At 35.8% G+C, this 25,832-nt stretch carries 23 protein-coding genes; 13 read left to right on the top strand and 10 right to left on the bottom strand.

Annotation, left to right across the window (positions count from 1 at the left end; translation table 11 throughout):
• Positions 1 to 208: 208 nt before the first annotated feature.
• The 5 genes from PH4a_RS14155 (at position 209) to PH4a_RS14135 (ending at position 4,769) form a co-directional block, all read left to right on the top strand.
• The gene (locus PH4a_RS14155) at positions 209 to 1,117 is read left to right on the top strand and encodes a metal ABC transporter substrate-binding protein (protein ID WP_129040611.1); all 909 of its coding nucleotides are present in this window, start codon (positions 209 to 211) and stop codon (positions 1,115 to 1,117) included.
• The gene (locus PH4a_RS14150) at positions 1,114 to 2,001 is read left to right on the top strand and encodes a manganese/iron ABC transporter ATP-binding protein (RefSeq protein WP_129040609.1); all 888 of its coding nucleotides are present in this window, start codon (positions 1,114 to 1,116) and stop codon (positions 1,999 to 2,001) included. Before PH4a_RS14155 ends, PH4a_RS14150 begins: the two co-directional genes overlap by 4 nt.
• Before the next feature lie 2 nt (positions 2,002 to 2,003).
• Positions 2,004 to 2,894 carry a metal ABC transporter permease gene (locus tag PH4a_RS14145; protein WP_064719699.1) on the top strand — a complete coding sequence of 297 codons (891 nt, stop codon included), beginning with the start codon at positions 2,004 to 2,006 and terminating at the stop codon, positions 2,892 to 2,894.
• Positions 2,894 to 3,751: a metal ABC transporter permease gene (locus PH4a_RS14140; protein WP_129040607.1), complete on the top strand. Its 858-nt coding sequence runs from the start codon at positions 2,894 to 2,896 to the stop codon at positions 3,749 to 3,751. Before PH4a_RS14145 ends, PH4a_RS14140 begins: the two co-directional genes overlap by 1 nt.
• Before the next feature lie 151 nt (positions 3,752 to 3,902).
• Positions 3,903 to 4,769 (top strand): fructosamine kinase family protein, encoded by an 867-nt coding sequence (locus PH4a_RS14135; RefSeq protein ID WP_129040605.1) that lies wholly within the window; start codon positions 3,903 to 3,905, stop codon positions 4,767 to 4,769.
• A gap of 133 nt (positions 4,770 to 4,902) precedes the next feature.
• Here PH4a_RS14135 and PH4a_RS14130 read toward each other — a convergent pair whose 3' ends face one another.
• On the bottom strand, positions 4,903 to 5,442 hold the full coding sequence (locus PH4a_RS14130; RefSeq protein WP_064719693.1) for a YniB family protein: 540 nt from the start codon (positions 5,440 to 5,442) through the stop codon (positions 4,903 to 4,905).
• 198 nt (positions 5,443 to 5,640) lie between these two features.
• Between PH4a_RS14130 and hxpB the strand changes: the two genes are divergently transcribed.
• The 4 genes from hxpB to PH4a_RS14110 all read left to right on the top strand — a co-directional run bounded on the left by hxpB (position 5,641) and on the right by PH4a_RS14110 (position 9,765).
• On the top strand, positions 5,641 to 6,309 hold the full coding sequence (hxpB, locus tag PH4a_RS14125) for a hexitol phosphatase HxpB (RefSeq protein ID WP_064719691.1): 669 nt from the start codon (positions 5,641 to 5,643) through the stop codon (positions 6,307 to 6,309).
• A gap of 243 nt (positions 6,310 to 6,552) precedes the next feature.
• A complete protein-coding gene (locus PH4a_RS14120) occupies positions 6,553 to 7,119 on the top strand; it encodes a metal-dependent hydrolase (protein WP_129040603.1) in 567 nt (188 codons plus the stop codon).
• 247 nt (positions 7,120 to 7,366) lie between these two features.
• On the top strand, positions 7,367 to 8,758 hold the full coding sequence (locus PH4a_RS14115; RefSeq protein WP_129040601.1) for an L-cystine transporter: 1,392 nt from the start codon (positions 7,367 to 7,369) through the stop codon (positions 8,756 to 8,758).
• A gap of 146 nt (positions 8,759 to 8,904) precedes the next feature.
• A complete protein-coding gene (locus tag PH4a_RS14110) occupies positions 8,905 to 9,765 on the top strand; it encodes a hypothetical protein (RefSeq protein WP_244212889.1) in 861 nt (286 codons plus the stop codon).
• Positions 9,766 to 9,895: 130 nt separating this feature from the next.
• Here PH4a_RS14110 and htpX read toward each other — a convergent pair whose 3' ends face one another.
• From htpX to PH4a_RS14085, 5 genes are all read right to left on the bottom strand, one after another.
• Positions 9,896 to 10,774: a protease HtpX gene (htpX, locus tag PH4a_RS14105; RefSeq protein WP_064719685.1), complete on the bottom strand. Its 879-nt coding sequence runs from the start codon at positions 10,772 to 10,774 to the stop codon at positions 9,896 to 9,898.
• 615 nt (positions 10,775 to 11,389) lie between these two features.
• Positions 11,390 to 12,742: an OprD family outer membrane porin gene (locus PH4a_RS14100; RefSeq protein WP_129040597.1), complete on the bottom strand. Its 1,353-nt coding sequence runs from the start codon at positions 12,740 to 12,742 to the stop codon at positions 11,390 to 11,392.
• 1,281 nt (positions 12,743 to 14,023) lie between these two features.
• Positions 14,024 to 16,084, bottom strand: coding sequence for a carboxy terminal-processing peptidase (gene prc / locus PH4a_RS14095; protein ID WP_129040594.1), 2,061 nt, complete (start codon positions 16,082 to 16,084; stop codon positions 14,024 to 14,026).
• Positions 16,085 to 16,103: 19 nt separating this feature from the next.
• Positions 16,104 to 16,796 carry an RNA chaperone ProQ gene (gene proQ / locus PH4a_RS14090; RefSeq protein WP_064719682.1) on the bottom strand — a complete coding sequence of 231 codons (693 nt, stop codon included), beginning with the start codon at positions 16,794 to 16,796 and terminating at the stop codon, positions 16,104 to 16,106.
• A 95-nt stretch (positions 16,797 to 16,891) separates the two neighbouring features.
• Positions 16,892 to 17,389: a GAF domain-containing protein gene (locus PH4a_RS14085; protein ID WP_129041929.1), complete on the bottom strand. Its 498-nt coding sequence runs from the start codon at positions 17,387 to 17,389 to the stop codon at positions 16,892 to 16,894.
• Positions 17,390 to 17,656: 267 nt separating this feature from the next.
• Here PH4a_RS14085 and yebS point away from each other — a divergent pair, with 267 nt between their 5' ends.
• The 3 genes from yebS (at position 17,657) to PH4a_RS14070 (ending at position 21,625) form a co-directional block, all read left to right on the top strand.
• Positions 17,657 to 18,913, top strand: a complete 1,257-nt coding sequence (yebS, locus tag PH4a_RS14080) for a membrane integrity lipid transport subunit YebS (protein ID WP_129040592.1) — start codon at positions 17,657 to 17,659, stop codon at positions 18,911 to 18,913.
• Positions 18,855 to 21,173, top strand: coding sequence for a PqiB family protein (locus tag PH4a_RS14075; RefSeq protein WP_129040590.1), 2,319 nt, complete (start codon positions 18,855 to 18,857; stop codon positions 21,171 to 21,173). The genes yebS and PH4a_RS14075 overlap by 59 nt, the downstream gene beginning before the upstream one ends.
• A 209-nt stretch (positions 21,174 to 21,382) precedes the next feature.
• On the top strand, positions 21,383 to 21,625 hold the full coding sequence (locus tag PH4a_RS14070; RefSeq protein ID WP_064719678.1) for a DUF1480 family protein: 243 nt from the start codon (positions 21,383 to 21,385) through the stop codon (positions 21,623 to 21,625).
• 300 nt (positions 21,626 to 21,925) lie between these two features.
• On the opposite strand, the gene PH4a_RS14065 is transcribed toward PH4a_RS14070, so the two are convergent.
• The 4 genes from PH4a_RS14065 to ftnA all read right to left on the bottom strand — a co-directional run bounded on the left by PH4a_RS14065 (position 21,926) and on the right by ftnA (position 24,580).
• Complete coding sequence (locus PH4a_RS14065) at positions 21,926 to 22,267, bottom strand: YebY family protein (protein WP_129040588.1); 342 nt, start codon at positions 22,265 to 22,267, stop codon at positions 21,926 to 21,928.
• A 47-nt stretch (positions 22,268 to 22,314) separates the two neighbouring features.
• On the bottom strand, positions 22,315 to 23,211 hold the full coding sequence (gene copD, locus PH4a_RS14060; RefSeq protein ID WP_129040586.1) for a copper homeostasis membrane protein CopD: 897 nt from the start codon (positions 23,209 to 23,211) through the stop codon (positions 22,315 to 22,317).
• Positions 23,211 to 23,603: a copper homeostasis periplasmic binding protein CopC gene (gene copC / locus PH4a_RS14055; RefSeq protein WP_064719675.1), complete on the bottom strand. Its 393-nt coding sequence runs from the start codon at positions 23,601 to 23,603 to the stop codon at positions 23,211 to 23,213. The genes copD and copC overlap by 1 nt, the downstream gene beginning before the upstream one ends.
• Positions 23,604 to 24,076: 473 nt before the next feature.
• Positions 24,077 to 24,580 carry a non-heme ferritin gene (ftnA, locus tag PH4a_RS14050; protein ID WP_064719674.1) on the bottom strand — a complete coding sequence of 168 codons (504 nt, stop codon included), beginning with the start codon at positions 24,578 to 24,580 and terminating at the stop codon, positions 24,077 to 24,079.
• A 628-nt stretch (positions 24,581 to 25,208) separates the two neighbouring features.
• Here ftnA and PH4a_RS14045 point away from each other — a divergent pair.
• Complete coding sequence (locus PH4a_RS14045) at positions 25,209 to 25,643, top strand: universal stress protein (protein ID WP_129040583.1); 435 nt, start codon at positions 25,209 to 25,211, stop codon at positions 25,641 to 25,643.
• Positions 25,644 to 25,832 lie beyond the last annotated feature (189 nt).

The raw sequence follows: 25,832 nt of genomic DNA, 5'->3' as shown, positions 1-25,832 counted from the left end.
CTTTTACACAAATAGTTACGATCTATTGTTAATTTTTGCGACAAAAGACGACAATTCACTTAACATTTATTGAAATACATGATGTTATCTTACTTCATGCTGTTATCGGATGAATATTTTCATACAGAGATAACTTGACTTTCTTGAAATGATATTGATAATCATTATCAATTGAGAAATTCCACTGCAATGATAAGGCAATAATAATATGGATATATTCCGCTCCGTTAATAAATTTTCACTTACGGCTGTATGTCTCTTAGCATCCGTTTTTTTACTTACACCTGCACAAGCAAAAGATAAGCTTAAAGTTGTCACTACATTTACGATAATTCAAGATATTGCTCAAAATGTAGCTGGTGATGCTGCAATTGTTGAGTCTATTACCAAACCTGGTGCGGAAATTCATGATTACCAACCAACACCCAAAGATATTGTAAAAGCACAAAAAGCTGATCTTATTTTATGGAATGGTTTAAATCTTGAACGTTGGTTTGAACGCTTTTTTAATGAATTGCGTAATGTACCCGCTGTTGTTGTAACCGAAGGCATTACACCAATGGCTATCCGTGAAGGAGCTTACAAAAACAACCCAAATCCACACGCTTGGATGTCGCCAAATAATGCATTAATTTATATTGAGAATATACGTAAAGCATTAGTTGAACATGACCCTGAAAATGCCGAAATCTATAATCAAAATGCGGCACGTTATGCCGAACAAATAAAACAACTTGATGCTCCATTAAGAGAAAGATTATCCCGTATCCCACAAGAAGATCGTTGGTTAGTCACCAGTGAAGGAGCCTTTAGTTATTTAGCTAATGATTATGGTTTTAAAGAAATCTATTTATGGCCAATCAATGCGGAAGAACAAGGTACACCACAACAAGTTAAATATGTTATTGATACTGTCAGAAAACATAATATTCCCGTTGTTTTCAGTGAAAGTACTATTTCAGATAAGCCGGCAAAACAAGTGAGTAAAGAAACTGGAGCAAAATACGGTGGTATTCTTTATGTCGATTCCCTTTCTGCCGAAGGTGGTGATGTTCCTACTTATATCGATTTACTGAATATCACGGTCGATACAATTGCTAAAGGATTTGGACAATGAATCAAAAAAAAACTAATCCAACCCTGACTGTTGATAATGCAACAGTAACCTATAACAACGGACATACTGCAATTTTTGATGCGAGCTTTTCTATCACTGGTGGCACAATTTGTGCCCTAGTGGGTATTAACGGAAGTGGTAAATCAACACTTTTTAAAACCATTATGGGATTAGTTAAACCCTCTAAAGGAAAAGTGACACTAAACGATAGCCCTATACAACAAGCGTTAAAACAAAACATGATCGCTTATGTTCCACAAACTGAAGAAGTAGACTGGAATTTTCCAGTGCTCGTTTCAGATGTCGTTATGATGGGACGTTACGGGAAAATGGGCTTTTTTCGCATTCCGTCAAAACATGACCATGACGTTGTTGAAGCTTCATTAGAACGAGTTGGGTTATCAGGTTTAGGTCATCGTCAAATTGGTGAGCTTTCTGGTGGCCAGAAAAAACGTGTTTTCTTAGCTCGAGCAATGGCACAAGAAGGCACCGTTTTACTTTTAGATGAGCCCTTTACAGGTGTTGATGTTAAAACAGAAAACGCCATTATTGAGCTATTACGTAATTTACGTGAAGAAGGCCATTTAGTGTTGGTTTCAACCCATAATTTAGGTAGCGTACCTGAGTTTTGCGATCACGTTATTCTTATTAATAGAACAGTACTTGATAGCGGACCAACAGAGACTACATTTACACAAAAAAATCTGGAACATGCCTTCGGTGGTGTGTTGCGTCATATCAGCTTATCAGGGCCTGATTTGCATGACGATGATGATCCGCGTTCTCTTACCGTCATTACTGATGATGAACGCGCTGCCGTTTTCTATGGACATAAAGAAAAACATACGCCAGCACATCAAAGTCAGCGCAAGCAAGGAGATTAGCCATGCTAGAATTACTCCTACAGCCATTCGAATATAACTATATGGTGAAAGCCATTTGGGTAAGTGCCTTAGTTGGCGCTGTTTGTGCCTTTCTTTCATCGTATCTTATTTTAAAAGGCTGGTCGTTAATGGGAGATGCCCTTTCCCATTCTGTTGTTCCTGGTGTTGCAGGTGCCTATATTCTAGGTTTGCCTTATGCTGTTGGTGCTTTTTTTACTGGTTTACTGGCTGCCTTATCCATGACATTTATTCGCCATATCACACGATTACGTGAAGACGCGGTGATCGGGTTTATTTTTTCTACTTTTTTTGCCTTTGGTCTGTTGCTGGTTTCACTCAATCCGACGTCAGTCAACGTTCAGACCATTATACTCGGAAATATTTTAGGTATCGCAGATGAAGATGTATGGCAAGTTGCCATTATCACAGGTGTCTCATTTTTAGTTCTATTTTGTATTTGGAAAGATTTATTAGTGGTTTTCTTTGATGAAGTTCATGCTCGTTCTATTGGATTATCACCATTAAAATTAAAAATAATCTTCTTTACCTTATTAAGTGCTTGTACCGTTGCTGCACTTCAAACTGTTGGTGCCATTCTTGTTATTGCAATGGTTGTTACACCTGGTGCTACCGCTTATTTACTAACAGACCAATTTAAACGACTGGCAATAATTGCAATATGTATTGGCACATTTACCAGTGCTTTTGGTGCCTATATTAGCTATTTCTTTAATGGCGCAACGGGTGGTGTTATTGTAACGATGCAAACAGCCCTCTTTTTATTAGCCTTTTTATTTGCACCTAAACACGGCATGTTGGCTGCACGCCGTCGTGCTCGTCAAAGTTCACAAGCGCTGATCTCTCAATCTAATCAGAGCAATGAGGTGCAATAATGAACGAATTAGTCGAATTTTTTATCGAGCCTTTTCAATACCCATTTATGCAACGAGCAATAATTGCAGCCATTGTTATCGGTATCGCTTGTGCTATTTTATCTTGCTATATGGTGTTAAAAGGCTGGTCGTTAATGGGAGATGCTATTTCTCACGCCGTTCTTCCCGGAGTGGTATTGGCTTATGTAACGGCTATCCCATTAATTGTGGGCGCATTTCTTTCTGGATTATTTTGCTCATTCGCGACCGGATATTTAAAAGAGCATAGCCGAATTAAAGAAGATACTGTAATGGGTATTGTATTTTCAGGAATGTTTGCAGTTGGTTTAGTTATTTTTGCCAGTGTCGATACCGATCAACATTTAATGCATATTCTGTTTGGTAATATTTTAGGAATTACGCCTGATGTTTTAATTCAAATTGGTGTTATTTGCTTAATTACCATTACTATTATGATCGCGAAACAAAAAGATTTTATGCTTTACTGTTTCGATCCTAATCAAGCAAGAATTATTGGCTTACCTGTAACACTATTGCATTATGGCTTACTGTCTATTTTAGCCCTTACTATCGTTGCATCGATGCAAGCAGTAGGGATTATTCTAGTTGTTGCAATGCTTATTTCTCCAGGAATTACGGCTTATTTATTAACACGCAGTTTTTCACGGATGATTATGCTAGCTGTTAGTTTTTCTGTTGCATCCAGTATTATTGGTACTTTTATCAGTTTTCATATTAATGGTGCAACAGGCCCGTCTATTGTGCTAACGCAAGCTATATTCTTTATTATTGCGTTATTGTGTAATCAAATTAAGCTAGCAAAAATAAAACGGCAAACAAAACCCGCTAATGCCTGATAAAATTCTTTATCTATTAAAAAACGGGATAATCATCCCGTTTTTTAGCTTTATACTTTATTGGTTTAATTAAAGTGTTATTGTCATAGTATAAAACATCGCTCGTTACTATTTGGGTCTACTAAGTAAACAACTTTGCGAGGTGTAATCTATGTGGCAGAATGTCGGCCGTTTACTGGAATCAAATTTAGGATTTTCAGCAAAGATAACTGAAAAAATTCACCTTTCTAGTGGAGATATTCACCATACATGGAAAATTTTTTATGGTAATACTCCCGTTTTTGTTAAATCTAACTTACGTGAATTTCTGCCTAATTTTAAAAATGAAGCAGAGCAACTTGAAATGCTGGCAAAAAGCCAAACCATCCGCACTCCTCGCATTTTAGGCATAGGTAACAGTAAAGATGCCAGTTTCTTACTGCTTGAATATCTACCCGTTCAACCTTTTACCGCTCATAGTGCATACTGTTTTGGTCAACAACTGGCTCGTTTACACCAATGGGAAGATCAACCCAGTTATGGGTTTGATTTTGATACTCAAATAGATACAACACCTCAAATTAATAGCTGGGAAAAACGTTGGAATCATTTTTATTCTGAAAAGCGTATAGGCTTTCAATTACAACTGGCATCAGAAAAAGGCATGATTTTTGGTGATATAGATGAAATTATTCAAGTTGTTAATCATCGCCTTGCTGATCACAATCCACAACCGTCGTTACTTCATGGAAATCTATGGCCCAAAAACTGCGCTGCGATTGATCAATCTGAAGGCACCGTGTTTGATCCTGCCTGTTATTGGGGAGATCGTGAATGTGATATTGCAATGCTTCCTCTTTGTACTCAGGTACCTGGAAATATTTTCGATGGTTATCAAAGTATCTGGCCGTTATCTGATAAATTTTTATTACGTCAGCCAATTTATCAGCTTTATTTCTTCCTCAATCGTTGTAACCTATTTGGCGGTAATGAAAATTATATTGAAGCCAGAAAAATCATTGATGATTTGTTAGCTTAAAAGCATTTTCCTTAAAAAATATAACCTCGCTAATTAACCGTATGCGAGGTTTATTTTTCCATCTGGTTATTAAAATATGGGCATTCCTAACCCAAAAAACGATATTTTTCTACCGCAATAAAACAACAACGTGTTACCAACCTAGGAATTTCAGTAAAAAATAACCTATCGCGATAACAATAATAGGTGAAAGATAAAGCACCATAATTTGTGTAAATATCGTATGCCGAGGCAGTTTAATGTTCTGTTGTAATTCCTCTGCGGTTACACCACTTTTCATCGCCCGCTCAAGAATAAGTTGATCTTGTATATTTTCTTTTAAATACTTTACTTGTCGGTACATCCTGATCCCTGAAGCACTGAATGCCAATCCAACAAACATTAAAGCAAAAATAACAAAAAAAGTGATATTCGCTGAGCTAAAACCCATTTGTGTATCAGGAATTGGCGAGTTATGCCAAAAAAAATTAAGAAATGGCGTATTAAATTGCACCATTTCTGCTAATACACGAAAAAAATCATTAATAACCGCATTAACACCTTCACCAGTAGCACGCGGCATCGCGGCTAATCCAATCAAAGATATCGCGGTAGAAATAAAAGCAGGAATAAAAATAAGCCAACCAAAAACTCGTTTTAAAATGGCATATAACCCTGCATATTGATAACTCATCACACCCTCACTAGTAGAATTGGTCAATATTTATCTATTTATCGTAGTCTAATTAACGGCTAATAACGCAATAAATTAATAGTACCTATTCTTACTATTTATTTTCAAAAATAAATAAGAAACTGATTAAAAAGATTTTCCTAGTAACTATTGATACAATCACGTTTCATCAACATAGACCTTATTTTGGAGAGTAACATGTCTTTTAAATTCCCTATTGAAGCTGCTATTTTTGATATGGATGGTTTATTAATCGACTCTGAACCATTTTGGCAGCAAGCTGAACATGAGGTCTTTGCTGAGTTAGGTGTCGATTTAACGTTAGCACAACACATGCCCGATATGGTGGGCTTAAGAATAAACGAAGTTATTGATATATGGTATAAAGCATCACCATGGCAAGGTGTTTCAAAACAAGAAGCAAAACAAAAAATGGTTTCTCGTGTTGTTCAATTAATTGAAGAAACAAAACCACTTTTGCCCGGCGTTGAGCATGCATTATCTCTTTGTAAATCATCAGGGTTAAAAATTGCATTAGCGTCAGCATCACCTGACTTTATGCTTGAACGAGTCCTTGAATTATTTAATATTCGCCATTACTTTTCGGCTGTTATCTCTGCTGATGCATTACCACATAGCAAACCACATCCTGAAGTTTATCTAAATGCAGCTAAAGCACTTAATCTTGATCCTATTCACTGTGTGTCATTAGAAGATTCACGTAATGGTATGATTGCATGTAAAGGAGCAAGAATGCGCTCTATCGTTGTTCCTGCAAAGCAGCAATTTAATGAAAAGTGGTGGGGTTTAGCTGATGCGAAAATAGCATCACTCAATGACCTTACTAAAGCTGATCTATTAGGCTAACTTTTCAAATATAGAAAGGGATCTCTAGCGATAGCGTTCCCTTTTATCTCTGATTTTTTTATGCCAATTTTTTTACATTCAGTTCTTTATCCTAAATTTGATCACTTTTGAATCAATCAAATAAAATATTGCTGTTATTGCTTAATAATTAAGACAATTTTTATCTTTTATGTCTGTTAGTTGTTGTCGAAACCTTTTATACTTAATCACTGTATAAATGAACAGCAAACGAACAGAAATGGAATGACAGCTGAAGGACACTTACTTTTTTCTGTTGCTACACTGGTATTAGCTCAGAAACTTGAAATTACTCCCGTTCTCGCTCATGGTGATTGGTTTCACATGATCCCTGCTGTCTTATTGGGCTCGCTATTACCTGATTTAGATCACCCTGGTTCTATTCTTGGCCGATTATTGCGTATTATTTCAATTCCACTTTCAAAGCTTTGTGGCCACCGAGGTTTTACACATAGCTTGTTAGCCTTTTGTGGTTTAGCCATTTTATGGGAAATACAGATTTCTCCTCGCTTGAATATTTCGGCAGATGTTTTTCATGCACTATTACTTGGCTATTTAAGTCATTTAATTGCCGATATGCTTACTCCAGCAGGTGTTCCTTTTTTATGGCCGCTGAAAATACGTTTTGCACTGCCTATTTTAGGAAAGAAAAACAGTAAAAAAGGTGAGCGATTTATTTCTGTGCTTATCCTTGTGGGCGCTCTTTTTTTACCGCCACATTTCACTATTAGTCTGCCTTCACAAGTCAATAACTGGTTACAGATATACCACGACAAGCGCACGTTATTTTAACATCCCCTGACAAAACCCTACGTTTATCTATCTATTTATAATTACTTACATCTTTTTATGCCCAGTTTTCTTGTCTTTATAACCAAATGGCTATATAAAATAATAATTAATTATAAAAAGTTATTAACAATCCTGTTACCATATAGCGAATTGATGCCGTTATATCCTTTCTTATATTCTAAGAACTCATATCGCATACAATCGCTGAAATCATATAAATAAATAGAAATCTCGTTGGAGAGTTAAGATGAATTTTCCGTTAATCATTAACGTACTTGTCTTTGTGGTGCTATTACTCATCTTGGCTAAATTAAGCCAACGTCAGTGGAGCCTATCAAAGAAAGTTATCGTTGGCTTAGTCTTCGGGGTGGCATTTGGATTAGCACTACACGCATTCTATGACTCACATGATCCTATCATTAAAGAATCTATTCTTTGGTTCAATATCGTGGGTAATGGCTATGTTCAACTATTACAAATGATCATTATGCCATTAGTTTTTGCTTCTATTCTTAGTGCTGTGTCGCGCTTACACCAAGCATCATCACTAGGAAAAATTAGTGGATTAACTATAGGTACACTCTTATTCACTACTGCAATCTCAGCATTAATTGGTATTGTTATTGCCAATTTATTCGGTTTATCTGCTGAAGGCTTAATTCAAGGTGAACAAGAAGCTAAGCGCTTAATTGCCATTGAACAAAACTATATTGGCAAAGTCTCTGATTTAACAGTACCACAGCTGATTTTATCTTTTATCCCTAAAAATCCATTTGCTGATTTAACTGGCGCAAGCTCAACATCAATTATTAGTGTTGTTATTTTCGCTGTTTTCTTAGGCATGGCTGCAATAAAACTATTAAAAGATGACCAACCTCGTGGCGAAAAAGTTTTAGCTGCAATTGATTGCTTACAAGTATGGATAATGAAGCTAGTTCGCATCGTTATGGCATTAACACCTTATGGTGTAATGGCACTGATGACTAAGGTTGTTGCGAGCTCCAATATGCATGACATTATCCAGTTAGGTAGCTTCGTTGTTGCCTCTTATGTCGCCATTGCTCTTATGTTTATTGTTCACGGCTTGCTCGTTGGATTAACGGGTTTGAGCCCAATTAAGTTCTTTAAAAAAGCGGGTCCGTTATTAGCCTTTGCTTTCACTAGCCGCTCTAGTGCAGCAAGTATTCCGCTAAATATCGAAACTCAAACTCGACGCATCGGTATTCCTGAGTCAATCGCCAGCTTCTCATCATCATTTGGGGCAACTATTGGTCAAAATGGTTGTGCGGGTATTTATCCTGCGATGTTAGCAGTGATGGTAGCACCAACAGTAGGTATTAACCCATTTGATCCTCTATGGATTGCAACTTTAGTTGGTATTGTCACTATCAGTTCAGCAGGTGTTGCAGGTGTCGGTGGTGGTGCTACATTTGCAGCGCTTATCGTATTACCAGCAATGGGTTTACCTGTCACCTTAGTTGCGCTACTGATTTCGGTTGAACCATTAATTGATATGGGACGTACTGCATTAAATGTAAGTGGCTCTATGACTGCAGGTACAATTACCAGCCAGATTATGGGGCAAACCAATAAAGACGTTTTCAATCAGGAAGAAGAAGCTGAATTAAGCATTAAATAATGCATTAGCTCCTTATTGTAATAAAAAGATAAAAGCCAGTTTATAAAATGAACTGGCTTTTTTTTGCATTTAAATTAACTTAATACATAGGGTTACATTGATACAAAACAATTCGCACTCTCACTAATTATAATAGGTCTCTATCTGTGCAAAAAATTATGCGGGTTTTACGGAAATTATATAAATATGAGAACAGCCAATATGATGCTCAACGTGCTGTATCTACTTATGACATCAGTACATTGTCAGAAAAGGAACAGAACACTTTATCCGAATTTAATTGGCAGCCAAATAATATTGCGTCTTTTCATGATCACGCAGATATCATCACTAAATTGCACAGTTTAAAAAACGATCCAACATTAATATTTCAACGCTGTCTAGATGCTTTTGTCGCTGGTGTTGGAGGAAGTTATCCTCGGGGACGATCTGTATTGGGTGCCTATCATAAATTACAAACATTACCCTTACATGATTATTTAGAAAAACCACAATATGCCTGTTGTTGGATCTGTAGCGATTACAATAAACCTCAATATATTAATGATAGCTATTTCCAGTATTGTTTATATTATGGCAATTCCTATACAGGCAACACTCTATATGCTTACTTAAACCTGAAACACCTGCTAACAACAGTACCTGTTATACCAACAGATAATGATAAAAAGGTATTCAACCAATTACTAGATTTACTGCGTATAGCACCAGAAGACGAAACACCAGGCCGTTTTGAAAAACGTTTAAACGATGCCAAAATTATTTCTGGAGATCGATATACTAAACGCGGCATATTACAGTCTCTAGCATTAATTGGCGTGATACCAAATCAGTTTATTTCGTTATCGCTTGATAAATGGAATAACTTTGGTGATATCACCATAATGGAACAACAATTAAAAAATACAAAAGGCCGTTCTGATATGGAAATGCCTTGGGCCGGCTGGAACGGTGCGCTTAAACTTAACGAAGAGAAAGTAATAACATATTTTGGAAATTACCTATAATTAATATTGAAACTTGTACATTAATCATTACCCACAATTTAAAATAAAAAACACCAGACAATAACTGCTCTGGTGTTTTTTCTTTAGAGGCTAAATTTATTAGTCTCTATTTTTTCATTTTACAATCCTACTACTTCAGATACTCACCGCTACGTAATGCTTCGATGCGTTTATCTAGTGGTGGATGTGAAAGAAATAATTCGCTAAATGATTTATTACGGCCATTGATGCAAAATGCCATCATGCTGCTCTCTTCTTGTGGCTCATAGCTGGTTTTTAAACGTTGCAATGCTGCAATCATTTTTTCACGGCCAACAAGTTTTGCTGAGCCAGCATCAGCATGGAACTCACGGTAACGAGAAAACCACATTGTGATGATACTTGCTAAAATACCGAAGACAATCTCCAGAACCATTGATACCCCCATATAAACCCAAGGGTTACCATTGCTACTTTCACTCTCGTCATCGTTAGAGATAAAGTTAGCAACAAATTGCGCAATGATCCGAGAAATAAAAATAACGAAAGTATTCACTACACCTTGCAGCAAAGTCATCGTTATCATATCACCATTAGCGACATGGCTAATTTCGTGAGCAATAACTGCTTCGGCTTCATCGCGGCTCATGCTAGCAAGTAAACCCGTACTTACGGCTACCAGCGACGCATCTCGGCGAGCACCTGTTGCAAACGCATTAATATCCGGTGCATCATAAATCGCAACCTGAGGCATTTTGATACCCACTTGCTCAGACTGACGTTTCACGGTGTTTAATAACCAACGTTCAACTTCAGAAGTCGGATTTTCAATAACTTGACCGCCAACTGAACGTAATGCCATCCATTTTGACATCAGCAGCGAAATAAATGCACCACCAAAACCAAACAAGCCCGCCATGATCATTAAACCTTGAACACTGCGACCTTGAATTCCAGTTAAAGATAAGATAATCCCAAAAACAAACATAACGGCTAAGTTTGTTAAAAGGAATAATGCAATTCTCATCATGTTGATACTGTTCCTATTTTATCTAATTGTCACATTACAAATTACCCTATAAATAAGGCTTTTTTTAATTTTATCAAGTCTTTTAACTTATTTATGACTAAAAATATTATAACTTTACATTTTCATAAAAAAAACCAGTAATTGGTGGCCTAATTATAGGGAAACATTTCAAACTTAAGCTCGAAGTGTAACTAAAATAAATATTATTTAATTTTTGATTCAAGTATATGTTATTCATAACGCTGATGAATTATATTAAAATATTATATCAATGCATCATTACCAAACAGGTATGATTTGAGGACAAGCAAGTTCTCATTGCTGTTCAACCGCTTGTTTTATTTGCTGAGGTGCCTAACTTACCCACAATTTATTGCGCAATAGATAATGCAACTTTTTTGTGTTATTAAGCTCAAGAGATTAATTCAAGAAGATTTCTGGTAACATCGTTTAATACTTTGATAATTGACTCGTCATAAAAAGACCGTTATCAACTAGCATTGTGAATATTATGACTTCCTATCATCTAATTTATCTGTATATTTTTGTGCACAACTTACAAATAATGCAAGTCATGCACTTGATACAAACAATAAAACGAACTGACGCTATAAACTACATTTTGAAACGATATGTCGTTGTCATAGAACCTGATAATGAGTGTGCACGTTGTGAGTGACCATCATAAAGTTTCGGTGTGGAGTAATCATTTTCTTGCTGGTGATGCCAACCAATACCACCACTTAAAGAAATAGAAAGGTTAGTTGTCGGTTTCCAATAACTAAATAAACCAAACTGACCTTGCTTTAATCTCTCACCTGAATAGCTAAATTCACTGTAGTTAGTACGCGCACCAACAGAAAACGCTTTATTAACTCTATACTCTGCTTCTAATGCCCCCATAACTTCACCATCGCGCACATAGTCAATATCTGCATAAGCTGGTGAATTAAAACGCCCACGGGTATTACCAATTGGGTTACGTGCAAATTGGCCAACACCATTTGCTTTTTCAGCATCGGTATAAGTCACACCTGAACGTAGTGTCCACGGTGATTCTGGAATACGCCATTCCATAGTACCTGCAAAGTGCCATGCATCATTATCAAAGTTACGTTTACCTGCATTGGCATTACTTAATGTACGTTTTCCATCACTACCATAATCGTGATAATAAACAACACCACCAATAGTAACGTCTGAAGTTAATTTATATTTTGTTTCTAAACCTTGTTGACGGAATAGATCATCCGCCTGACCGTAGAAATAAAATACTTTTAGCGGTTTGGAGTTGTAATTAATACCACCAGTAATGACATGATCAACATTGTGTCTAACGCCATTTCCATCACTGAAATACATTCTGTCGGTATTTGGGCTATCACGACGCATCACTTTACCATCAAGATACAGTAAGTCTAAGCTCCAATCACCCATTGTAGTTGTAGTAGCATAGCCGTTATAACTGTTTAATGAGAGGCGCTGTGAGTTAGAAAAAATACCAGTATTTTTCAGAGTAAACCAACCTGCTTTACCGTTAATTAAAACAGGATCTAAATCTAATTTAATTTTTGCGAAGCGTTGACCAATTTTGTTATAGCCTTTTGCTTCACCATCATCATTAAATAATATTGCACGGGAGGCGAAGTCTTTACTTGCCCCTAATTTGATAGCACCGTAATAGGAAGCATCAAAACCAATAATGTCACCAAAATAACCTGATTTGAAATCTACTTGGAAGTTTTGCCCCCATGCATTAGCAACTTGCTTTTTGTAGCGTTGCGCTTCTTTATCAAAACGGTTTTCTGTCTTGAGATATTTCCACATATTAATTGTAGAAAGCTCAAGTTCAGAATCAGAAATAAATGAGTTTTCTTTGATTGTGTTTTCCCAAGTTCCTGCATTTGCAGCACTTACGGCTAGAAAACAAGGAGAAAACATAAGCAATACTATTCTTTTTACTTTCATTTTAATTCGGCCTGGTTAATAAATATTTGAATTAATTTATATTGGCTTATATTCAGCGAGCTCAATAAAGCACCATTTTTATATTTAGCTAAAAAGTAACCTTTACTTAAATCTTTAGTTACATCAATCTCAAACAATAAAATCATTATTTGGGCATAAAAAAACCAATGCGACTATCTCGTCACATTTATATTTACTTATTTTTTCGCAATAGATATTTTTTAAGCAAATTGTAGATTACTTGCTATTTATTCATTATTTCTTACGAGGAAAAGCTAATCCTAGAAATATAATATCTTAGCTATTACATACTGCTTTGATAATACATTTTTAGAATCATCGAATAAAAAATATTCATTATCTAGGTTAGTTTTTTAGTTGTTGCGATGGCCTGTCAAAGTGTTACAAATTTTCATAATCTGTATGCTATAGTAATTTTATGTCAATTTAAGCGATCATTGTCACAACATATTACACTTATTACAATAAGGAAATCTTAAAATGTGACTTACAACACAATAAAGGCTAGTTGATTTTTTATTTTGTTTATCAGATAAACCTAATTTGTTCCTCACCACTTGAAGAATTCATCAGCGAAGAAATCAACTTAGTCTCTTTTTTATATCTCACAAAACTTAGCCTGAATATCAGCCAATATTTATACTCGTGTTTATTTATTATTTTAATATTGGTATTAAATCTTTAGTTTCATTTAATTATCAAATATAACAATGTTCCTCACTTATTACATATTGATGCGATTATGATGCACAGTCAGATATATACCTTAAGCGCTAATAAATAACTCCATCCATTCCAATATTTATAGTATATTCAACTGAAAATACACAGTTAGTTATCTTATTTCAAATTCATATAGGTTTTCAATATAAGAAAAGTATTTAAATCAATATTTTGAAAGTGGATTTTTAAATTTAATTCAAAATATATTTCGGGTTAAAAATTAAGTTTTATAACATTGAATTTAACTGTCTCAATATTATAAAAATAACGATGTGTATGAATAATTATTGTTCTTCCTGATGACTTAACATTGTGGATAGCTAAAATCTATTAAGAAATAATGTAACAGCTATATATCGAGAAGATATACCTACATTCTTAAGATTACTCACCTAATAAATATGGATTACCAATAATAATTTTTATACCTCAATTGCATTTGGATATAAAAAAACCCCCAGTAATTGGTTATCCAACTATTGGGGGTTACTTCAAGTACTCATTATTATTAAGTACTTGTTTTTATGACTAAATAATTTAATTTAATAGCTTTTTAGGCTTTATCATTTGAGAGAGATCTACCGCTATTTTAGCTGTTTCATCTAAATAAGGATCTGGGCCTTCATAATCCTTAGGCAGATCATCAAGCGATTTAAGTAGTGGCTTACCTTCTTCTTTAAAACGCTCATTAAGGCGATTTAACTTGGTATCCTCTAGCTCTTTGTTTTCTTTCTCTCTTTCTGCAAAGTTAAGAACAACATATTTATCTTCGTTCTTCGCCTTAGCTTCGTTGTAACGCTTGATATCATCAAAGATATAAGAGAACTCTCTGTCACCCGCAATACGCTTAGCGTGTTGTTCTGTTAGCGAGGCTAAAGATGATTTTATCTTTTCTGAATAATCAGATAACTGATAGCTTGCAGGAGAAATACTATCCCACGGCATTGCATTATCCTCAAAGCTTTCACCCATTTCCGAACTATCAAAACTTGGCAGCAATAGATCAGGTGTCACCCCTTTAAGTTGAGTACTACCACCATTAATTCGATAGAATTTTTGAATAGTATATTGTACTGAACCTAAACCAGGCCAATCAGGGCTTAACATTTGATCGTAAACACGAGTTAATGGGCGATATTGTTGAACCGTACCTTTACCAAAGGTTTGTTCACCCACAATTAATGCACGACCATAATCTTGCATTGCAGCTGCAAAAATTTCAGAAGCGGAAGCACTAAAGCGGTTAACGATAACCACCAGCGGCCCTTTATAATAAACAACATCGTCACGGTCGAAATCTTGGCGTACTCGGCCATTGTTATCTCGCACTTGTACGACAGGACCACTAGGAATAAATAATCCAGAAAGTGAGATTGCCTCTGTTAACGCACCACCACCATTGCCACGTAAATCAATAACTAATGATGAAACATTATCTTTAGCCACTTTTTGTAATTGCGTTTTTACATCATTGGTTAATCCAACATAAAAACTAGGAATATCCAAAATAGCAACTTTTTCACCATTAATGACTTTTTCAGTCAATTTAACTGCTCTATCTTCTAAACGGATTTGCTCTCTCACTAAGGTGATCGTTCTTGGTTTAGCACCTTTTTCATCAGAGATGACTTCCAGTTTAACTTGGCTACCTTTTGGTCCTTTGATTAACGCGACAATATCATCAAGACGCCAGCCAACAACATCGACCATCGGTTTATTACTTTGTCCAACAGCAATAATTTTATCACCTACTTTCAGCTCTTTACTTTTCGCTGCGGGACCACCAGTAACCATTGAATTGATCATTGGGTAGTCATCATCCATCTGCAATACAGCACCGATCCCTTCTAATGAGAGGCTCATTTCAGAGTCAAAGGCTTCTGTATTTCTTGGTGACAAATAACTGGTGTGAGGATCTATTTCACGGGCAAATGCTGTCATGATAAGCTGAAAAACGTCTTCACTTTGGCTTTGTGTCTGGCGACGCATCGCTGCTTTATAACGTTTAGTCAGGGTTTCTTTGATTTCACTGTCACTTTTACCTGACAGTTTCAACGTTAACCAATCATATTTTACTTTTGCATCCCAAAGCTTATCTAGTTCATCTTGGGTTTGAGGCCAAGGCGCTTTGGTTCTGTCTAACTCAAATTTATCTTGTCCAACTAAATCTATTGGCTTATCTAAACGATTTAAAGCATATTGAAAACGTTCAAAGCGTCTTTTTTGAGCAAGATTGAACAAGTTAAATAACGGCTCAAGCTCGCCCGATTTTAAATATTCCCCTACTTTAGCTTTATCTTTATCAAATTGGGCAATATCTGACGCTAATAACACGTTATGGCTATAATCTAATAGATTAAGATAACGATTAAAAATCTTTTCTGAAAAGCTCGCATCAAGCGAGAACTGCCGATAGTGAGAACGTTCAAAACGAGAAGTGACTCGTTCGCTCACAGTAGAGTGTTGTGGCTCTTGTTTTAGCATCGGTAACTGATCTATCGTTGCTATTGCAGGGATGGCTGGTTTCTCAGCCATCACAACAGAAGTGCTTGTTAAAGTTAATCCGATAACAAAAGCCACATTTAAAAGTTTGTTCATGCTCTGGTTGGCCTCCGTATCAGAACTTTAAATGTTCCGTGCGTACATTCATTGCCAAACCGTTAGGCAATTGTACACGTACACCCTCTTTCGCTATCTCTAGCACTGTCGCATCCATCACGCTGCTGCCGACGTTAACTTTCAGCGCCTGACCCACAGTAAGTACTGAGGTATCCTTCACTGGTATTAACTTTTCGATATTTTCACGTGGTGCCTTGCGAGGCGCTGTAGAAGCTTGCCTTTGAGGGCGGGGCTGCCGTTTTTCACCTTCTTTAGGTGGCTGACGACGAGGATTTGGCTTTTTCGCTGCCGGACGCTTACTGGTCTCCTTATCACCTTCAGCTTCGCGTTTTTTAGCGCGTTGCTCTGCTCGTTGAGCTTGAACGCGAGCTTTCGCTTCTGCTAATTGTGTACGAGCATGTTCTATATGCTCTGCTTCCAGTTCGCCGCAGTCATTACCGTCTAAATCGACACGTTTTGCACCTTCTTTAACACCATAAAGGTAGCGCCAACTTGACGTATATAAGCGTAATGCCGAACGTAATTGTGTCTTACTCAGTGAAGTCTCATCTTTTAGATGCTCAACGAGATCTTGAAAAATGCCGACTTTCAAAGGGCGAGCTTCACCCTCAGCGATAAAACACTTAGGGAAACGTTCCGCTAAAAAAGCGATGATATCTTTACTACTGTTCAACTTAGGTTGATTTTCCATGAAATTTCCTGATTACAACGGTTTTGCCAACCAGCGCAGGCATGAACAAGCGACATTATAATAGTGTTGCCAACAATTTCTATGGCAAACGCCTGTTAACTTACACAAAATTCACAATATTTTGCTGTATGACAAGTTTTTAAGTGCTCACAGAGCACGCCACACAAGGCTTTAAGCCCATTTTCATCTTTTTTATCAAAACGATCAAAAATAGGGCTATCAATATCGAGAACGCCGATAATTTGTCCATTTACCTCTAAAGGCAGAACAATTTCAGACTGACTTGCACTGTCACATGCAATATGTCCACTAAATTGATGTACGTCACCCACTCTCAAAATTTTGTTTTCTGAGTATGCACTACCACATACTCCTTTTCCAAAACCAATTCTTACACAAGCGATTTTACCTTGAAAGGGGCCAAGAACTAATGAATCACCATCATTAAGATAAAACCCAACCCAATTTATCGAGTCTAATTTCTCGTAAAGAAGCGCGCTGGTATTAGCAAGTGATGCGATGAGATCATTTTCACCAGACAACAAGGCTGACAAATTATCAGTGAGTTCCTGATAAAAAAGCGATTTTGGCATCATTAAACCTTATTTGCATAACTAAAATGGATAACATAACTCGTAATTTAGCCTATTTCACTCTGAGGTTGAATACACTGTTTTTAAGAATCGAGCAAAAAAACGATAAAATGCGCTTAAGACTCACAAAAAAAATCAGACACTTATTATTGTAAAATAAAAAGCGTAAATATAATAAAAATGATAAGTTGTGAAGCTGTGAGTATAGATACTTTTTTTTAGCTTAATCAAACGATAAGTCTGAATAAATACAATATAGGCGATTTAATGAGCACCCTATCCAAAATGGAGACAAAATCTATTCGCTGTCAGGAATGTGATAACTTAGTCACACTTCCGCTTGCGCTTAAACGCGGCGAAGACGCATATTGTCCACAGTGCCAAGCAAAACTTGCCTCTTATCGTGATTGGTCACTGACGCGGCTATTAATTTTATCAATAACGATGCTAATACTTGCATCAATCGCATTCACACAACCTCTAATCAAAATTCATCTATTAGGCACAATGATCTCTGCAAATGTGCTTGATGGTATACGTTTAATGTCAGAACAAGGTGATCCACTTACTGCGGCAATGGTCGCATTTTGCGCGGTTGCTGCTCCTCTTAGTCTCCCTATTGCTATTTTGTACCTTCATCTGGGTGCACGATTACGCTTTAATCTTCGCCCTGTTCTCTTAATGTTGGGCAAATTAAAAGAGTGGGTTATGTTAGATGTCTATCTAATCGGTTTAGGTGTGGCGACAATTAAACTTGGTGATTACTCCACGGTTTACCTTGGCGATGGCCTAATCGCATTTATTGCCTTGATGTTGTTAAGCCTACTAATGCTCATTAACATCAATATGGATCAATTATGGCAGCAGTTTTATCCCCAAAAAGAAGTAAAAAATAGTCCTGCAACCTGTCATGCCTGTCATTACTATTTTAAAACGATGCCATCCTCACATTGTCCGCGCTGCAAATCATGCTATTCAGCGCGCCAACCTATGAGCTTACAAAAAACATGGGCTGCGTTAATTGCAGCAATGATTTTACTGTTACCCGCCAATCTATTGCCAATATCTATTTTTTATCTTAATGGCCAACGTAACGAAGATACTATTTTTTCTGGTGTTATTGCTTTAGTTAATTCTGGCAATACTCCAATAGCAATTATCGTCTTTATCGCCAGTGTATTTGTGCCATTTTTTAAGATTATTATCTTGCTAGTTTTGCTTCTCACTATTCAATTTAACGCTAAAATTCACCCTTTACTTAGAATGAAGTTGTATCGCTTCGTTTCTTGGATTGGGCGCTGGTCAATGCTAGATCTATTTGTCATTGGTTTGATGATGTCATTAATTAATCGTGATCAACTTATGACATTCACAATGGGCCCTGCGGCTTTTTATTTTGGTACTGCTGTTATTCTGACTATCCTTGCCGTTGAATGGTTGGATAGCCGTTTATTATGGGATACTTATGCAACACGAAGAAAACGATGCTCAGGAAGCACAAGCCGAGATACGCCGCAAGCGTAAAATTTCGACTTTTTGGTTACTCCCTGTTATCGCCATTTTTATTGCGAGCTGGTTGCTTTTTCAGCACTGGCAAGATAAAGGCGTACAAATTACAATTGATTTCCAATCTGCCTCAGGAATAGTCTCAGGCAGAACACCTATTCGCTACCAAGGTGTTGATGTTGGTATTGTTAAGGATGTGACATTAAGTGATGATTTGCGCCGTGTCATTGTCACCGCTAATGTGCGCAAAGACGTTGCGACAGCCTTGAGAAAAAATACTCAATTTTGGTTAGTAACACCAAAAGCAAGCCTGTCTGGTGTTTCTGGTTTAGATGCCCTTGTTGGAGGTAACTACATTAGCATGCTACCAGGTGATGGCGAAAAACAGCTCACATTTGTTGCCCAAGAAGTACGCCCTCAAGCTAATATTGATAAAAACCAACAATTGATTACCTTAACGGCCGATAACTTAGGATCGTTAAATGTAGATTCTCAAGTTTATTATCGTAAAGTGCCTGTAGGTAAAGTTTATAGCTATGCCATTCGTCCCGATAACCAAGGTATTTTTATTGAATTAAGTATCGATAAGCAATACTCGCATCTTATTCGACAAGATAGTCACTTTTGGAATGTGTCAGGTTTTCAAGGAAGCTTTGATCTCAAAAGTGGTGTATCTGTTAAAATGGAAAGCATTTCCGCTTTGGTGAATGGCGCCATTGCTTTTGACTCTCCCGAAAATAGCCCGCCAGTACAAGAAAATCAGCAATTTGTATTGCAGTCAGCGACTTCTATTGATGCAGGAAAGGCGCTTTATGGCGAAGATGGTTTAATTCTTTCATTAACCAGTGAAGAAAGCTGGGGTGTTGATGCAGGACAGCCTATTCTCTTTAGAGGCATAACCATAGGTCAAATAATTCAGCGCAATATAAGTGATGATGGTGTTATTTTTGATGCCATTATAGCCCCCGAATATAAACACTATATTTATCAAAATAGTAAATTTGTTGCTAATAGTCGTATCAATGTCAATATGGGCTTAAATGGCATTGATATTCAAGGTGCAACACCACAAGAATGGCTTGAAGGCGGTATACATTTAATTCAAGGTGATAAAGGCAAACCTATCGAACAATATCGTCTATACCGTAATGATTTTTATGCTAAAGCAAGTATTGATGGTAATGAATTGCCCGTTACATTAACGTTAAAAGCCTCTAGCCTACCGGGTATCCAAAAAGGCTCTGTAGTGCTTTATCACCAATTTCAAATCGGCGAAATTACTGATGTCCGACCTTTAATAAATGAGTTTGATATTGATGTTTATATCTCTAAACAATATCGCCATCTTCTTACTGAAAAAAGTGTTTTTTGGACTGAAGGTGCAGCAAAAGTCTCATTAAATGGTGGCGGACTTACTGTTGAAGCAACACCATTGAATAGAGCCCTTAAGGGTGCCATCAGCTTTGATAACTTTGAAAATATTAATAATAATGCTTCACGTTATAAGCTTTATCCTTCAGAAACCAGTGCCCGTGCAATTGGTGCTCAAATCACGTTAAAAACCTATGATGCAAGCAAGCTTTCAGAAGGAATGCCTATTCGCTATTTGGGTATTGATATCGGACAAGTTGAATCATTGGCTCTTTCTTTTGATAGAAAAGCAGTGAACGTTTCTGCCGTTCTCTACCCTGATTACGTAAAAGCATTTGCTCGTTCTGGTAGTCGTTTTGCTGTTGTTACACCCGAACTAACAGCATCAGGGTTAGATAATTTAGACTCTCTTATTCAGCCTTATATTAAAGCAGAACCTGGTAATGGCGGCGTTTATCGACAGTTTGAATTACAAGCTGCTAATATTACAGACTCTCGTTACCTTGATGGTTTAAATTTAGTACTTAACGCTACAGAGGCCGGTTCAGTGCAAATTGGCACACCTATCTATTATCGAGGACTTGAAGTTGGTGCAGTAACTGGATTAGAACTAGGAAATATGTCTGATAGAGTATTAATTCATATTAGAATTAGTAAAAAATATCAATATCTTGTTAGAAATAATACCGAATTTTGGCTCTCTTCAGGTTATAACTTCTCCTTTGGGCTTACTGGTGGCGTTATTCGTAGTGGTACATTTAAACAATTTATACGCGGTGGAATTACATTTGCAACACCGCCATCTACACCATTACAAGCAAAAGCTAAACAGGAACAGAATTTCATTTTAAATGCAAAAGAACCTAAAGAGTGGGATGAATGGGGAACTGCAATACCCAAACCATAAAAATTAGGTAACTCAGGCTTATTTCAACCAATTTATTTAAAGCGGATCACAAAAAATGATCCGCTTTTTTTATTTGCAAAAAATATTTTGGAAATGAATTCCATTTATACTATGCTTAAAGCTGTTTGGTCAAAAAGCGTTCTTTATCGCTTTAGCCTTTAACCATATAAACAAAGCACAATACAAACCACCTGCCTCGGAGCATGACAATGAATAAAACAACTTTAAAAATTGCTTCTTATGAAATAGAAGACGTTACCTTAAAACACTCTGGTGATAATCAGCTAACTTATATCCATATTCCATGTGATTATGATAAAGAATTTTGTATGCAACTAGATGGATGGGATGAGAATACAAGCATTCCTGCTCAACTGAAGGATAAAAACATACTACTTTATCGCCATGCTTATGATAAGCAAAGCCATCACTGGATCTTAAAAGTAGCGTAATATGATGTTAAAACAGATAAAAAAAGCCAGGTAAATCATTTACCTGGCTTAGGGAAAAGGCTCATTACGAGCCGTGCGCTAAAAAGGACATAAAGGTTTACTACATAAAACTCGGTGTTGAACCTGACTTTTATTTATCTCACTATCTACTGTTAAATATTAGTAGACAATATGTAAAGATCCAGTAAACCAATAACGCACGCGCCCTTTTCTATCTATATTTTCTGCATGATAAATTTTAATCAATAAAATCAATGAAATAAGTAGATAAATTTCTTTTTTAAAATATCAAACAATTGATTAATTTTTATCACAAAGCGATTTAAAAGCACTTTGTATCGCTTCTACTGACTTTTTCTTTTCAGGATCATTAGGATCAGCAAGTAAAATCACATCTATTAGTTGAGCATTTACTTTGCCGTTTTTCATCTGTGTCATTGCAATATCATTTAATGGATATTGTACTAATGTCGCAGGATTAATCACAAACCAAGCTCCATCAGCGCGACAATTAAGCATCACTTCTTCACGAGTAAAAGGCCACTCATCTCCAAATTGAAGTTTGCTAACTGTTGAGAGCGATGCAGAAAAAGCTTGGAAAGAGAACACCATTAACATACCCGCGAGTAAAAAACGTCTCATATTTATATCTCGTTTTACAGATTAGATTTTTACGATTATATAACAATCTATACTGGTGAGTTAATCGCAAAGATAGCAACAGTAAAAATAACCACGGTGCCTAGCAATAGTTCAAACCAACTATTAATCAGTAACCACTGAAAATTATTTTTTCGTCTAATATGAGGAACCAAAACATAACGGTTAATCATAGCGAGGCCTAACATCACACCAACAAATGCAATTTTAAGCCACAACATGCTTTGATATTCAGAAGAAAGTTGTGTGATAGGCCAGCCAGGGATCAACATAATCGCACTAATAACACCACTAACGATAACGAGAAAAACCGCAATATGACCAAATAAAGAAAATTTCTTCATTGTCGCAATAATTGGTTTGATCATTCCATCAGCCAGTTCATCTTTATTTCGTAAAAACTGCAAGCAAACAACAAAAGGCCACAAGCCACCAAACCAATATGCAGCGCTAATTAAATGAACGATTTGGTTAACTTTATAAATAATTGCTTCTGTGCCTGTAAACATAGCACTGTGCCCTATCAATGCATGAAAAGTAAGCATCAATGTTGCAATAATAAGTAAACCAATATTTCGAATATAACGCTGGTGAATAAATAACATTAATAGCGCTAGCGTAGATAAAACCAGTTGCCATTGCCACACTTGGCCAAATGTGGTGTTTAATACCGCTTTCCATATATTAAAAGACCACGCGTCATCCCAGCCATCGCCCATAATACCTGATAGCACCACCAACCATAAAAAAGTTGTAATAAACAGAGTGATAGTGCTGATAGCTAATGCAGGACGCAAGCGAACTTGAATAAGCGGGATAAATTTATCTCTTGCGAGAATGGCAGCCGAGAAGCTCAGTCCAAAAACAAACATGACTGCCACAAAATGAGAAAAGCGGCATAAAATATAAACGTCTTCAGGTGTCATTATTTTACACTAAATTGATAAGAACCTTTTGTTTTGTGCCCATCGACAGAAACCACATTCCAATCTACTGAATAATCACCCGCAGCTAATTCACCTTCTAAAGGTAATAACAACTTTGTATTATTAACAGGATCTAAACTCAATTTTCCGACTGTGATCTCTTTACCATTAGCATGGGTTACTTTCACTTTACTAAAATCAAGTTCAATACCCTCTGAAAAATCAAGAGTGATCACTTTTGGTGCTTGTGCTTGTTCTATCGCGGCACCTTCAGCTGGAAGTTGTGATTTTAAATGTGCATGAGCTAATGCTTGCTGGCATGACATACCTAAAAATAAAACAGCGATGGCGGATAATTTGCCCCATGATGTTTTAAGTGTATTTAATGACATAATAACCTCTTAAATTACAGGTGATTTTTTTATTTATGGAAATATTTTATAGTAAATTTATCTCAAGATCTTCGCTTCTTACTCATTGAAATAAAAGGTTGTGAACTAACACTCAAAATATAGGTTATTTAGAGCAGGAACTGTCTCAAATATCACTCATTTTTACATTTCGAAAAAATTTAATACCCTTTTTGACAGACTAAACAGTTCAATACACACTCAAACTGTTATAAATGTGAAATAATTTACTGTTCAAATAATAATCATAAAAAGCATTGCAGGCGAAAATAGATATCCTAATTATTACAATAATAAAAATATAAGAGAGAACATAAATTAGAGGAAAAAATCATTTCATTTTAGATTTAAGTATAAAAAAACGCCCTGTTATACAATAACAGAGCGCCAAGTAACTTTACTGTCTAGTAAGAATAAAGCTAACTAAAAGCGTTACCCTCTTTCATTATTAATAATTAAATATGAGCAGAAGTTGATAAAGCGTTTAAATCTTTATCTAACAAGAACAGCGCTTTTCCGCTTTCTCCTACCATTGCTAATTTATCAATAATAGATTTGAATAATTTTTCTTCTTCGTGTTGTTCAGAAACATACCACTGTAAGAAATTAAATGTTGAGTAATCTTGAGTTGTCATTGCTAAATGCGCTAATTTATTAATTTCAGCAGTAATATACTGCTCATGCTCATATGTTTTAGCAAACAAATCAGACAAAGATAAGAACTCCGATGGAGGAGCATCAATAGCGCCAAGTAGAGGTAAAGCACCTGTATCGCTTAAATAATCAAATAAGCGCTGCATATGTTCCATTTCTTCGCGGGAATGTGCTTTTAAAAATTTAGCTGCACCATCAAATCCTTTATCGTCGCACCAAGCACTCATTTGCAGATAAAGATTTGCCGAATAAAACTCAAGGTTCAGCTGCTCATTCAGTTTATTAATCATATCTTGATGTAACATATTTTACTTCCCTAACAATAAAAATTAACATTATGAATATTATGCACACTTAAAAATAAAAATATAGCAGTTTTAAAGATACTTTTATTTATTTCCTTAAAATTACAAACGTAATAAAAATAAAAACCAATCTCATTTGTAACAGAGCTATTTTTATAAACTCGCATAATGAAATTGATTCTCATTTATAAAAAATGCATTATATTCATAGACATAAATTTATCTTATTATAAATAGATATATTTATAATTTATAAAGAATAAGTTTTTAAAAAATCGCCAAATTTAAACAATAAACATTATATAATTGCATTTTAATTTTAATTTAACGTTCTATCTCTAATACACACTAAAAATAAATAGAATTCTTAAAAAATAATACTCCAGATATTATATAAAAATAAAAGCGATAAGCGTTCTTTTATAGTGCCACTCATTTTTAAGAGTAGCCGTTCCCAGTTTCACTATGTTTCATATAAAAAATACAAACATCTCAAAAAATAAAAATATTTCTTTTTTTTCCACTATTTTGCTATTTGGCTGATAAGATTAAAAGGTAACTATCGTTTTTACGAGCAGCAAATTAACGATAATGCCCTAATCAAAATAAAGGTTAATTAGGAGCCACCATGCCAAAAACAGTACTAGTACCCGTTGATTTTACAGAACTTGGTTTATTAGACAAAGTCACCTCTCATTTAAAAGCGTTGGCCGTTGCTGATAAACTTAATATTCACTTCTTATCTGTTATTCCTAGCTATGAGTCCTTTGTCGGATTTGCATTCCCTGGTCAAGATAGACTTACAAGTGATAAACAGCGCATCGAAATTGCATTATCAACATTAAAAGAAAGTTTATCGCATATCGATATACCAAATAGCACCACTCAGTTTTATGTCTCTATTGGTAATCCTCGTGATAAAATTTTAGAAACGGCAAAAAAAATCCAAACTGATCTTATTGTCATTGGCTCACGTAATCCTGGTATGAAAACATACTTACTCGGTTCTACAGCCTCTTCAGTAGTAAGCTATGCAGAATCTTCTGTACTAGTTGTTCGATAACCCAACCTTATTTGTATTGATATAAGAAATCTGGCATCTAGAAAAACCAGATTTCTTATCTTTTTGTCTGTCTGATGCTTATAAAGTAAAATTTTCTTTTATAATTCTCACTTTATGAAACGATTTAAAATCGAATATTTTAGCAATAAGATTATTATGAAAGAATGAACATAAACTTTATCCGCTTAT

Origin of the sequence: Proteus hauseri, from assembly GCF_004116975.1 — a bacterium.
Taxonomy (GTDB): domain Bacteria; phylum Pseudomonadota; class Gammaproteobacteria; order Enterobacterales; family Enterobacteriaceae; genus Proteus; species Proteus hauseri.
This window is presented reverse-complemented; position numbering and strand designations above follow the sequence as displayed.